This window comes from Castellaniella sp. (genome assembly GCF_034007085.1).
Classification (GTDB): Bacteria; Pseudomonadota; Gammaproteobacteria; order Burkholderiales; family Burkholderiaceae_B; genus Castellaniella.
In genome coordinates this window covers 1-11,918 of the sequence record NZ_JAVERO010000062.1, presented here as the reverse complement: position 1 = coordinate 11,918, position 11,918 = coordinate 1, and the positions used below count along the sequence as shown (strand labels likewise).

At 64.2% G+C, this 11,918-nt stretch carries 13 protein-coding genes and 1 tRNA gene; 11 read left to right on the top strand and 3 right to left on the bottom strand.

What is annotated here, in order from left to right; all coding sequences use genetic code 11:
* The 6 genes from kdsB to RBR29_RS07155 all read left to right on the top strand — a co-directional run.
* Nucleotides 1-622, top strand: a 622-nt coding sequence (gene kdsB, locus RBR29_RS07180) for a 3-deoxy-manno-octulosonate cytidylyltransferase (RefSeq protein ID WP_320348281.1), incomplete at its 5' end; no start/stop codon positions are given.
* A 72-nt stretch (nucleotides 623-694) separates the two neighbouring features.
* Nucleotides 695-1,363, top strand: a complete 669-nt coding sequence (gene adk / locus RBR29_RS07175; RefSeq protein ID WP_320348280.1) for an adenylate kinase — start codon at nucleotides 695-697, stop codon at nucleotides 1,361-1,363.
* A 21-nt stretch (nucleotides 1,364-1,384) separates the two neighbouring features.
* Nucleotides 1,385-2,143 (top strand): 3-hydroxyacyl-CoA dehydrogenase, encoded by a 759-nt coding sequence (locus tag RBR29_RS07170; protein WP_320348279.1) that lies wholly within the window; start codon nucleotides 1,385-1,387, stop codon nucleotides 2,141-2,143.
* Between the two features lie 3 nt (nucleotides 2,144-2,146).
* Nucleotides 2,147-3,703 carry a murein biosynthesis integral membrane protein MurJ gene (gene murJ / locus RBR29_RS07165; protein WP_320348278.1) on the top strand — a complete coding sequence of 519 codons (1,557 nt, stop codon included), beginning with the start codon at nucleotides 2,147-2,149 and terminating at the stop codon, nucleotides 3,701-3,703.
* Between the two features lie 47 nt (nucleotides 3,704-3,750).
* Nucleotides 3,751-4,014: a 30S ribosomal protein S20 gene (gene rpsT, locus RBR29_RS07160; RefSeq protein ID WP_320348277.1), complete on the top strand. Its 264-nt coding sequence runs from the start codon at nucleotides 3,751-3,753 to the stop codon at nucleotides 4,012-4,014.
* 84 nt (nucleotides 4,015-4,098) lie between these two features.
* Nucleotides 4,099-4,416: a class I SAM-dependent methyltransferase gene (locus RBR29_RS07155; RefSeq protein WP_320348276.1), complete on the top strand. Its 318-nt coding sequence runs from the start codon at nucleotides 4,099-4,101 to the stop codon at nucleotides 4,414-4,416.
* Nucleotides 4,417-4,452: 36 nt separating this feature from the next.
* Here RBR29_RS07155 and argF read toward each other — a convergent pair whose 3' ends face one another.
* The gene (gene argF, locus RBR29_RS07150) at nucleotides 4,453-5,397 is read right to left on the bottom strand and encodes an ornithine carbamoyltransferase (protein WP_320348275.1); all 945 of its coding nucleotides are present in this window, start codon (nucleotides 5,395-5,397) and stop codon (nucleotides 4,453-4,455) included.
* 144 nt (nucleotides 5,398-5,541) lie between these two features.
* Here argF and RBR29_RS07145 point away from each other — a divergent pair, with 144 nt between their 5' ends.
* Both RBR29_RS07145 and ada read left to right on the top strand, forming a co-directional pair.
* A complete protein-coding gene (locus RBR29_RS07145; RefSeq protein WP_320348274.1) occupies nucleotides 5,542-5,865 on the top strand; it encodes a DUF3579 domain-containing protein in 324 nt (107 codons plus the stop codon).
* Nucleotides 5,866-6,021: 156 nt separating this feature from the next.
* On the top strand, nucleotides 6,022-6,948 hold the full coding sequence (gene ada, locus RBR29_RS07140; protein WP_320348273.1) for a bifunctional DNA-binding transcriptional regulator/O6-methylguanine-DNA methyltransferase Ada: 927 nt from the start codon (nucleotides 6,022-6,024) through the stop codon (nucleotides 6,946-6,948).
* 71 nt (nucleotides 6,949-7,019) lie between these two features.
* On the opposite strand, the gene argG is transcribed toward ada, so the two are convergent.
* Nucleotides 7,020-8,363, bottom strand: coding sequence for an argininosuccinate synthase (gene argG / locus RBR29_RS07135; RefSeq protein WP_320348272.1), 1,344 nt, complete (start codon nucleotides 8,361-8,363; stop codon nucleotides 7,020-7,022).
* A gap of 154 nt (nucleotides 8,364-8,517) precedes the next feature.
* Here argG and RBR29_RS07130 point away from each other — a divergent pair.
* Nucleotides 8,518-8,593: transfer RNA gene (locus tag RBR29_RS07130), tRNA-Ala, on the top strand.
* A gap of 99 nt (nucleotides 8,594-8,692) precedes the next feature.
* Here the strand turns inward: RBR29_RS07130 and RBR29_RS07125 are convergent.
* The gene (locus tag RBR29_RS07125) at nucleotides 8,693-9,304 is read right to left on the bottom strand and encodes a LysE family translocator (RefSeq protein WP_320348282.1); all 612 of its coding nucleotides are present in this window, start codon (nucleotides 9,302-9,304) and stop codon (nucleotides 8,693-8,695) included.
* 236 nt (nucleotides 9,305-9,540) lie between these two features.
* Here RBR29_RS07125 and RBR29_RS07120 point away from each other — a divergent pair, with 236 nt between their 5' ends.
* Entirely contained in the window at nucleotides 9,541-10,962 is a 1,422-nt protein-coding gene (locus RBR29_RS07120) for a PLP-dependent aminotransferase family protein (protein ID WP_320348271.1), read from the top strand.
* Between the two features lie 256 nt (nucleotides 10,963-11,218).
* The coding region (locus RBR29_RS07115) for a nitrate- and nitrite sensing domain-containing protein (RefSeq protein ID WP_320348270.1) at nucleotides 11,219-11,918 on the top strand (700 nt) is incomplete at its 3' end.

Genomic DNA, 11,918 nt, shown 5'->3' with positions numbered 1-11,918 from the left:
TGCCCGCGCCGCCACCCAACACGGCATCGAGGCCCTGATGACGCGTTCCGATCATCCCACCGGCACCGACCGTCTGGCCGAAGTCGCCACGACACTGGGGTTGGACGATGAAGCCATCGTGGTCAATGTCCAGGGCGACGAACCGCTGATCGACCCCACACTGATCGATGCCGTGGCGGCCTTGCTGGCGCGGCATCGGGATGCCGCCATCGCCACCTGCGCGGCACCGATCCTGGATGCGGACACCTTGTTCGACCCGAATGCAGTCAAAGTGGTCTGCGGCGCCAACGGTCGCGCCCTGTATTTTTCCCGCGCCCCCATCCCTTGGGCACGCGATGCGCTGGCCGATGGCCAACGATGCCTGGCCTCCGGATTGCCGGCCTGGCTGCACATCGGGCTGTACGCCTATCGGGCCGGTTTCCTGAGACAGTTCCCTGCACTGCCTCCAGGCAGGCTCGAACAGGTCGAATCCCTGGAACAATTGCGCGCCCTGGAACAAGACTTCGCCATTCTGGTGCAGACCACCGACGCCGTTCCGGCCCGCGGTGTGGACACCCCCGAGGATCTGGCCCGGGTGCGCGCCCTGTTCGACAGCGCAACCACGCCGCCCGCCCCGGCGTGAATCCCTGCAGGACTTGCTGCATTGCGGCATAATCGTAAAAATTTCAAAAAGATTGTTTGATCGGAGGAAATCATGCGTTTGATTCTGCTCGGCCCCCCGGGGGCTGGAAAAGGCACCCAGGCCGCCTATATCACCGAAGCATTCGGCATCCCGCAGATTTCAACTGGCGACATGCTGCGCGCAGCGGTCAAGGCACAGACCCCCCTCGGCCTGGAAGCCAAGAAAATCATGGACAGCGGCGGCCTGGTCTCCGACGAAATCATCATCGGCCTGGTGCGCGACCGGCTGCTCCAACCCGACTGCAAGACAGGCTACCTGTTCGATGGCTTCCCGCGCACCATCCCCCAGGCCGATGCACTGAAGCAGGCCCATGTGTCGCTGGACTTCGTGATCGAGATCGCCGTCCCGGAAGAAAACATCATCGAACGCATGAGCGGTCGGCGCGTGCATGTGGCCAGCGGCCGCACCTATCACGTCAAGTTCAACCCGCCCAAACGCGAAGGCCTGGACGACGAGACCGGCGAGCCCCTGATCCAGCGCGACGACGACCGCGAAGAAACCGTACGCCACCGCCTGGCGGTCTACCGCGAACAGACCCGGCCGCTGGTGGACTACTATTCCAGCTGGGCCGCCACCGGCGAAATCGAAGCTCCCCGCTACGCCCAGATTTCGGGCGTGGGCTCGGTCGACGAAATCCGCGACCGCATCCTCGGCATCCTGCGCGCGCACCACGCCGCCTGACCCTTTACCGGACATCGCCCTATGGACATCCGCAACCAAGTCATCCTCATCACCGGCGGGGCCTCGGGCCTGGGAGCCGGCACAGCCCGCGCCCTGGCTGCCCAAGGCGCCCGCGTGGTCCTGGCCGATGTCCAGGACGAAGCCGGCCAGGCACTGGCCGCCGAACTCGGTCAAACCTACATCCATTGCGACGTCACCGCCGAAGCCGATGCCCAGGCGGCCGTGGATGCCGCCACGGCCCAGGGCACGCTGCGCGGCCTGGTCAATTGCGCCGGCATTGCCCCGGCGGCACGCATCGTCGGTAAAGCCGGCCCGCACGAACTGTCCATGTTTCGCCGTGTGATCGACATCAACCTGGTCGGCACCTTCAACATGGCCCGGCTGGCCGCCCAGGCCATGTCGGCCAACGAACCCCAGGCCACAGGGGAACGCGGCGTGCTCGTCAACACGGCCTCGGTGGCCGCCTACGACGGGCAGATCGGCCAGTCTGCCTACGCCGCATCCAAGGCCGGCATCGTCGGCATGACCCTGGCCATCGCGCGCGACCTGTCGCGCCTGGGCATCCGCTGCATGACCATCGCACCAGGCATTTTCGGCACGCCCATGATGTTCGGCATGCCCCAGGAAGTCCAGGACTCCCTGGCGGCCAGCGTGCCATTCCCACCGCGCCTGGGCCGCCCCGAGGACTACGCCAAGCTGGTGCTCTCGATCTTCGAGAACGATATGCTCAACGGCGAAACGATCCGCCTGGACGGTGCCATCCGCATGGCACCCAAGTAAAAATTGAGCCTTCTGCGTTCGGCCGCCACCATCAGCGGCCTGACCCTGTTTTCCCGCGTCACCGGCATGCTGCGCGATGTGCTCATCGCGTCGGTGTACGGCGCAGGGCCGCTGACGGACGCGTTCTGGGTTGCCTTCCGCATCCCCAACCTGCTGCGCCGCCTGTTTGCCGAAGGCGCTTTTTCTCAGGCGTTCGTCCCCATCCTGGGCGAAGCCCGTCAGCGCGGCGACCATGAATCCCTGCGGCGCCTGCTGGACCGGGTGGCCCTGCTGCTGTTTTCCGCGCTCTGTCTCGTGACCCTCGCCGGCATGCTGGGGGCGGCATGGGTCGTCACCGCCATGGCCAGCGGCATGCGCAGCGCCGCCCGCGCCCATGAATTCGGCGAAGCCGTCTGGATGACCCGGATGATGTTCCCCTACATCATCTGCATGTCACTGGTGGCTTTTGCCTCGGGCGTGCTCAATACCTTCGGCCGCTTTGCCATCCCGGCCTTTACCCCGGTCCTGCTGAACCTGTCGATGATCGGCGCCAGCCTGCTGCTGGCCGGGCACATGGATGAACCCATCCACGCCCTGGCGGCAGGCGTCATGATCGGTGGTGTGCTGCAGTTCTCCGTCCAATGGGCGGCCCTGGGCCGGCTGGGCCTGCTGCCGCGCTGGGGCCTGGGCCTGCGGGCGGCCTGGCACGACCCGACGGTGCGCCGCATCCTGCGGCAGATGCTGCCCGCCACCCTGGGCGTGTCGGTCGCCCAGCTGTCCCTGCTGATCAATACCAATATCGCCACCTGGCTCGCGCCAGGCAGCGTCACCTGGCTGTCCTTCGCCGACCGATTGATGGAATTCCCCACGGCCTTGCTGGGTGTGGCCCTGGGCACCGTCCTGTTGCCCAGCCTGTCCGCCGCGCACGCCCGCCAGGACCACACCGCCTACAACGCCCTGCTGGACTGGGGACTGCGCCTAGTCCTGCTGCTGGGCCTGCCCGCCGCCCTGGGCATGGCCCTGCTGTCCGACGGCCTGGTTGCCGTCCTGTTCAACTATGGGGCCTTTTCCCCGGCCGACGTGGCCCAGACCCGGCTGGCCGTGATGGCCTATGCCGTCGGCCTGCTGGGCCTGCTGGCAATCAAGATCCTGGCGCCCGGCTTTTACGCCAAACAGGACATCCGCACCCCGGTCCGCATCGCCATCGCCGTGCTGGTGTTCACCCAGCTGATGAACCTGGTCCTGGTCCCCTGGCTGGCCCATGCGGGCCTGGCCCTGTCGATCGGCCTGGGCGCCAGCGCCAACGCCCTGACCCTGGTGATCCTGCTGCGCCACCGGGGGCTCTATACCCCCCTGCCCGGCTGGCCCCGATTCTGCCTGCGGCTGCTGCCGGCCCTGGCCGCCCTGGCTGCCGTGCTGCTGGTGGCCAACCGCAGCCTGGACTGGATCGCCCTGGGCAGCCATCCCGGCATGCGCGCCACCTGGCTGGCTGCCGTGCTGGCCCTGTCCGCCCTGGCCTATTTCAGCGCCTTGTTTTTATTTGGTTTTCGCCCCAAAGACTTTACACGCCGGCGCACATAAGCTAGAATCGCTGTCTTTGACGCAAACCCCGAATCACTGATACCTTTATGGCCAATTCCGCTCAAGCCCGCAAGCGCGCCCGCCAGGCTGTCGCCCACAACAAACACAATGCCAGCATGCGTTCGATGCTGCGCACCGCCATCAAGCGTGTGCGCCAGGCCATCGAAGCGGGCGACCAGGCTGCCGCCAACGAAGTCTTCCGCAAGGCCACTGCGGTCATCGACCGTGTCGCCGACAAGCAGATCATCCACAAGAACAAGGCCGCCCGCCACAAGAGCCGCCTGTCGGCTGCGATCAAGGCCCTGGCCTGATCCAAGCCCCGGGGGCTTGCGCAACAAAAAAGGACGCCGAGGCGTCCTTTTTTGTTGAATCCTCTCGCAATCCAGGACGTCACCATGTCCAACGATCCCATGCAGCATCCATTGCTCGCCCCTTTCAACAATCCCGAACACGCACGGTGCTATGGCGATGGGCCGCGCCGGTTTGTGCCCGGCTTTGCCGATCTGCATCGGATGACGACGATTCTTCTGGCCGAACGCGCCCCAAACGACGCATGTATCCTCGTCCTGGGTGCCGGCGGCGGCCTTGAGCTACGGGCATTGGTCGATGCACAACCCCACTGGACATTCATTGGCATCGATCCAGCTCCCGCCATGCTGGATGAAGCCAGACGGGTGCTCGGACCCGACGCCGCACGGGTCGGCTACGCCTGACGGCAACGCCGTATGTCCGCAACGGACGCACCCGCTTCAAGCCGCCCCCAGGCGCCCCAGCAACAGGAATTCCATCAGCGCCTTCTGGACATGCAGGCGGTTTTCCGCCTCGTCCCAGACCACGCTTTGCGGGCCATCGATGACCTCGCCGGTGACCTCTTCGCCCCGGTGCGCCGGCAGGCAATGCATGAACACGGCATCCGGATGGGCCGCCGCCATCATGCGCGCATCCACGCACCAGTCGGCAAAGGCCAGGCGCCGGGCTTCGTTTTCGGATTCGTAGCCCATGCTGGTCCAGACGTCCGTCGTGACCAGATCAGCGCCCTGGCAGGCTGCCAGGGGGTCGTCGAATTCACGCAGGATGGATGCCGGCTGGTTGCCCACGCGCAATGGATCCAGGCGGTAGCCGGCCGGTGCCGACACATGCAGCGTGAACCCCAGCAATTCGGCGGCCTGCAGCCAGGTGTAGGCCATGTTGTTGGCATCACCGATCCAGGCAACCGTCCGGCCCCGGATCGGCCCCCGGTGCTCGATGAAGGTCAGGATGTCGGCCAGGATCTGGCAGGGGTGGTATTCGTTGGTCAGGCCGTTGATGACCGGCACCCGGGAATGCGCGGCAAAACGCTCGATGCGGGTCTGTTCGAAGGTGCGGATCATCACCAGATCGACCATGCGCGACACCACACGGGCCGTGTCTTCGATGGGTTCGGCGCGGCCAAGCTGAGAACCTTCGGTGGTCAGATAGATGACGGAACCGCCCAGCTGGTACATGCCGGCCTCGAACGACACCCGGGTGCGGGTGCTGGCCTTTTCGAACACCATGGCCAGATTGCGGTCATGCAGGGTGTGGTGCGGCAGATAGCGTTTGAACTTGTCCTTGATCAGGCGTGCCCGGTCGATCACGTAGAGGATCTCGTCCTCGGAAAAATCACGCAATTGCAGAAAATGACGCAAAGGCCCGGTCGGATTGGCGGCAGACATGTCAAACCTTGAGTAAAACAAGCATATTACCGTGTCGCCGACACGTGCGCAAAACTCCGGCCCCGCGATCGGATACAATGCGCGGCGGGGGGGGATGCTGCACGGCCTCCATCCAGGGCCGTGTCCCCCCTTTGGAACCACCACATGAGCCACCCCGTCCAGTATTTGATCATCCATGGCAAAACCCTGGAAGGCCAGCGGTTTCGTCCCAGCGACTGGGCCGAACGCCTGGCAGGTGTCCTGTCCCGATTCCGACCGGCCGGCTCCATCGCCAATCCCCTGGCCTATTCCCCCTACGCCATGCCGCGCACCCTGGATGGCCTGCCCTGCGTGATGATTGACCAGCGCCTGCGCAAACTGGAACCGCTAGCCTGGAAATTCGCTTGCGATTTTGCCGACAGCAACCGCCTGCAGACCACGGATACGGCCCAGTGCGACCAAAATGCCTCGTCCTCGTCGGGGGGCTGACTCCAGGGGGCCCCATCAGGATCAACCCGCCACGCCGGGACATGTGCGCTCAAGGCCAGAACTCTGTGGCCGTACGGCCATGCCGCAAGAAACGGAGTGTCCTGAGCGCACATCCCGTCTACGCTGGCAGGCATTGCGATGCATCAGGACACCACCATGAACGCCTCTGCCTTTGCGCCGGACGGCAACCGCCCCCCAACCGCTGCAGACGACACGACGCGGCGCCCGCAGTCTCAATCACCCCGCGCAACCGCCAAGGCCCGCCATGCTGCCGTGGCTGCACAGGCCTGCCGCACCATTGAATCATCCACCACGCCCCCGGCACTGAATGAACTGGCTGCGCAAGCTGGCCTGAGCCCCTGGCACTTCCACCGAATCTTCAAAGCCGAAACCGGCCTCACCCCGAAGGCCTACGCCGATGCATTGCGCGCACGCCGCCTGCGCGCAGCACTGGACGCAGCCGATGGATCGGTCACGGACGCACTCTACAGCGCCGGATTCAACTCCAGCAGCCGCTACTACGAGGCCGCCGGACAGGTGCTGGGCATGCGCGCCCGGGACTACCGCGCTGGTGGCGCCGGGACCGAGATCCGCTTCGCAGTCGGCCAGTGCGCGCTGGGGGCCATCCTGGTGGCGCAAAGCCGGATCGGCCTGTGCGCCATCCTGCTGGGCGACGACCCTGAACAACTGGTGCAAGATCTGCAGGACCAGTTTCCCAGCGCCGAACTGATCGGTGGCGATGTGGCTTTCGAGCGGCTGGTGGCCCAGGTCGTGGGGTTCGTCGAGGCCCCCGCCATCGGCCTGGATCTACCCCTGGACGTACGCGGCACCGCCTTCCAGCAACGTGTCTGGCAAGCGCTGCGCATCATCCCGCCGGGCACCACCGTCAGCTACGCCGAAATCGCTGCACGCATCGGCGCGCCCAAGGCCGCACGAGCCGTGGCGCAGGCCTGCGGCGCCAACCCGCTGGCCGTCGCCATCCCCTGCCACCGTGTCGTGCGGCGCGACGGCGACATTTCCGGCTACCGATGGGGCGTGGCGCGCAAGCGCGAACTGCTGCAGCGCGAAGGCATTCCGGCATAGCCTGCAAACGCACAGGGCTCCCTGAAGGGAGCCCTGTGCGCGGCATGCGGGGAACGAGTGCCCCGCCCGGATCATTTCGCCGGCGTGTCCTGCTTGAGCTGGGGAATGTCGGACTGGCCTGTCTTGGCCAGCAAGCCTGTCTGGGTGTAGGTGAACAGCTTGGCGCGCGTATCCACGATGTCCAGGTTGCGCATCGTCAGCTGGCCGATACGGTCCAGCGGCGAGAACATCGATTCCCCCTTTTCCATCGTCAGGCGGTCCGGGTGGTAAGTCAGGTTGGGCGAACGCGTATCCAGGATGGAATAGTCATTGCCCCGACGCAGTTCCAGTGCGACCTCGCCGGTGATGGCGCGCGCCACCCAGCGCTGCGCCGTCTCGCGCAGCATGATGGCCTGGGGATCGAACCAGCGGCCCTGGTACAGCAGACGGCCCAGGCGCAAGCCATTGATGCGGTACTGCTCGATCGTGTCCTCGTTGTGAATCCCGGTCACCAGGCGTTCGTAGGCGATGTGCAGCAACGCCATGCCCGGAGCTTCGTAGATGCCGCGGCTCTTGGCCTCGATGATGCGGTTTTCGATCTGGTCGCTCATGCCCAGGCCATGGCGGCCACCGATGCGGTTGGCCTCCAGCATCAGTTCGACCGGATCGGCATATTCCACCCCGTTCAGGGCCACTGGCTGGCCTTGCTCGAAGCGCACCGTGACTTCCTCGGCCTTGACCTCGACATCCGGTTTCCAGAACGCCACGCCCATGATGGGCTGAACGATGCGGATGCCGGAGTCCAGGTGTTCCAGGTCCTTGGCCTCGTGCGTAGCGCCCAGCATGTTGGAGTCCGTGGAATAGGCCTTTTCCGCCGACATCTTGTAGTCGAAGCCGTTGTCCTGCATGTACTGGGACATTTCGGCCCGGCCGCCCAGTTCATCAATGAACTGCTGGTCCAGCCAGGGCTTGTAGATCTTCAGGTCCGGATTGGTCAGCAGGCCGTAACGGTAGAAACGTTCGATGTCGTTGCCCTTGAAGGTGCTGCCGTCGCCCCAGATGTGGACGTCGTCCTCGCGCATGGCCGACACCAGCATCGTGCCAGTGACCGCACGGCCGATGGGCGTCGTGTTGAAATACGTCACCCCGCCCGTGGAAATATGAAAGGCATTGCATTGCAGGGCGGCAATGCCCTCGGACACCAGTTGCGCGCGACAATCCACCAGGCGCGCGCCCTGGGCACCGTAGCGCAGCGCCTTGCGGGGGATCTCATCGTAATCAGATTCATCCGGCTGGCCCAGATCCGCCGTGTAGGCATAGGGCAGTGCGCCCTTGTTCTTCATCCACAGCAGCGCGGCGCTGGTGTCCAGCCCGCCCGAAAAGGCGATGCCGACCTTCTGCCCGACCGGCAGGTTTTCAAGAATGGTTGTGCTCATGAGGATCCGGATAAGCCTGAGATTGGAATCAATCAGGCATTATATCGTCGCCGCATGGCGCGGCGCCCCCACGGCAGCAGCCGGCCCATCCGCGATCTCCCCTCTGGCATCAGCGCATCCAAGGATTTTTTATGTGCTAGAATACGCGTCTTTCGGGGACGTAGCTCAGCTGGGAGAGCGTCGCGTTCGCAATGCGAAGGTCGTGGGTTCGATCCCCATCGTCTCCACCAGGATTCATGCGGATCGCCGCACAAAAAGGCCACCTTGCAGGTGGCCTTTTTGTCGTCCATGCACGCACCAGCGGCCAGAGAACGCAGGCCGCCAGCACATCAACCCTGGCTCAGCATCGGATACAGGGACGCAAGCAGCAGAACCGCCATCGTCCGATTGAATCCTCGCTGGCGGGCAGGATCATCGAGCCAGCGGCGGATCAGGCTGCCGCAGACCGCCCACAGGCCGACACAAGGCAGGTTGATGAGGGCAAACAACACGGAAATGACCAGCGCACCCATCAGGTACCCCTGCTGCGGCATGTAGATGCTGACGGCTGCGACGGCCATGGTCCAGGCTTTCGGGTTGACCCACTGAAAGGCGGCCGCGCCGAAAAAACCAAGTGGCTGGCCGGCGCTGCGCAACCCCTCGCCACCGGTCGCTGGCGACGAACCCGCGATCCGCCAGGCAAGATAGACCAGATAGGCCGCCCCCAGGAACCGCAACCAGTCATACAGACTGGGAAGCGCCTTGAACAAGGCCCCGAATCCCAGGCCGATGGCCAGCACCATCAGAAAAAAACCACCGGTCACGCCCAGCATGTGCGGCACTGTGCGGCGAAACCCGAAGGCCGCCCCGGAAGCCAGCAGCATGGTGTTGTTCGGGCCGGGCGTGATGGAGGAAATCAGCGCGAACAGCGAAAAGGCAAGCAGCAGATCGATCGAAGGCATCATGTTCCGTTCTTGGTCGGGATTGGCCCCCATGGGCCATCGACATGATCTTCGCGGATCGATCTGGTGTATTGAATACACAGCTCCAACGATTTTTTTCAATACACATCCGATAATGAACTGCCTGAATTGCCAAAAAACCTTGGATCTGTATCTTTTTTCAAACTCAAACCACCTATACAGTGCGCCATGATTGCCAAGCGCCCCAAGGCTTTGACCGCGCACGCACCATCGACATGAGCCGCTATCTGAATCTCGCCGACACGCTCGGCAGCCGCATCGAGCAGGGCCTGTATGCAGCCGGCAGCCGCCTGCCCTCTGTCCGGGCACTGAGTGCCGAACACGGCGTCAGTCTGACAACCGTCCAGCAGGCCTACCGCTGGCTGGAAATGTCCGGCCTGGTCGAGGCACGGCCCCGTTCCGGCTGGTACGTGCCAGCAACCCGCCCCGCGCCCGGACTGCCTCGCATGGGCAAACCCACGCTGCGGCCAATCGATGTATCGGACTGGGGGCAGGTTCAGGATCTGCTGGATCTGGAACGCGAAGGACAAACGATCCAGCTGGGCCGGGGCATGCCGGATGTCGAAAGCCCCAGCCTGCGGCCTCTGCAGGCGGCGCTCGCCCGGGAAGGCCGCCGCGCCGGCAGCGCCAGCCTGCACTACAACGACATCCAGGGGGTTCCCGTCCTGCGCGAACACATTTCCCGGCTGGCCGTGGACGCGGGCTATCAGGTCGCGCCCGGATCGCTGATCGTCACCACCGGCTGCCAGGAAGCCCTGTCGTGCGCGATACGGGCCTTGTGCATGCCAGGCGACATCGTGGCCATCGCGTCCCCCAGCTATCACGGCACCATGCAGATCCTGAAGGAATCCTGCGTGCAGGCCTTCGAGATCCCCTCGGACCCCATCCAGGGCATCAGTCTGGAAGCGCTCGAACTCGCGCTGGACCGCTGGCCCGTCAAGGCCATCCTGGTGATCCCCAATGCCAGCAACCCGCTCGGCTACACCATGCCGGAAGACCGCAAGCGGGGCCTGATCCGTCTGGCGCAGCGCTTCGACGTCCCCATCATCGAGGACGACATCTATGGCGACCTGGTCTATGGCTGGCCCCGCCCTCACGCTCTGAAGGCGCTCGACGAAGACGGCCGGGTTCTGCTGTGCAGTTCATTTTCCAAGACCCTGGCGCCTGGGCTGCGAGTCGGTTGGATCGCGCCAGGACGCTATTTCGACAAAGTGCTGCGCATGAAATACACCAGTTCTGGCCCGACCGCGCCGCTGCCGCAGATCGCGGTCGCCGAATTCCTGCGCCAAGGCCACTACCCGGCGCACCTGCGCCGGATGCGGCGCCAGTACCAGCGCCAGCGCGACGTCATGATCGAATGGGTACGGCGCTACTTCCCCGACCAAACCCGCATCAGCCATCCGCAGGGCGGCTTCACCCTGTGGATCGAACTGCCGGAATCATTCGACACGCACACACTCGGCCCCATGTTGCGCGAACATGGCATCGTCATCGCGCACGGCAATATTTTTTCGGCAGCCGGCAAATACCGGAACTGCATGCGCCTGAGCCATGCCTCGGTTTTCACGCCCCGCACCGAATGGGCAATCCGCAAGATCGGCACGGCGATCGGCGGCATCCTCGATGCCACCCGCTGATGCACGTCTGGTCTGGCTCGACTGCTGTGTTTGATCGGCAGCAAGGTTTCTTCGCGATCGAGCATGCGGCCTATCCACACCTCTTCGAACATCTTCATGACTAGGTTGCACGCATTTGTATTGATTCAAATCAAAAGATCAGTATTTTTTCAGCTCCTAGGGCTCGACAGGGACTCTACTCCATCCGATAAAATTTACAGTTTTTAAAGTTTTTTACCATCGCCAACAAGCCGCAAGATCGACCGGAAACACCCCCATGAAACAGAACTCTATCGACGCCCTGCTGAACCGGCTGCGCCTCTGGCAGAAATTCGTCTTGCTGGCGCTCTTTGGCATCGTGCTGGTCGCCATGCCCTTCACCCTGTACGTCCACGAATCTGGCAAGACCATCCGGGCCACCCAGCTGGAATCGCACGGCCTGCACTCCATGCGCCTGCTGATGAAAACCCTGCAGCTGGCCCAGCAGCATCGGGGCCTGGCCATGATCACGCTCAACGGTGATGCAGCCGCCGACGCCCGCCGCGCCACCCTGCAGGACAATACCGACCGCGCCTTCGAGGCCCTGGACACGGCGCTGCGCCAGGATGTCCAGGAACCCGCGCTCCTGGACGCCTGGCAGGAAGTCCTCCAGGGATGGACCTCGCTGGCGGGACAGGTCGCCCGCAAAAGCCTCGCCCCCGCCGACAGCTTCCAGCAACACGTCGAACTGATCGCCCGGCTGCTGCGGGTCAAATCCCTGTTGCAACAGCACTATGGCCTGAGCTTCGATCCGCAGGCCCAGGGCTACTATCTGATCGACACGGCCCTGAATCAAGTCCCCATGCTGACTGAACTGTTCGGTCAGACCCGCGCCATTGGCTCGGGCCTGCTGACGCGCCACCAGGCATCTGACGCCGACCGCCTGCAGATTACCGTGCTGGTCAGCCGCGCCGAAGAACACTACATCACCTTGAATG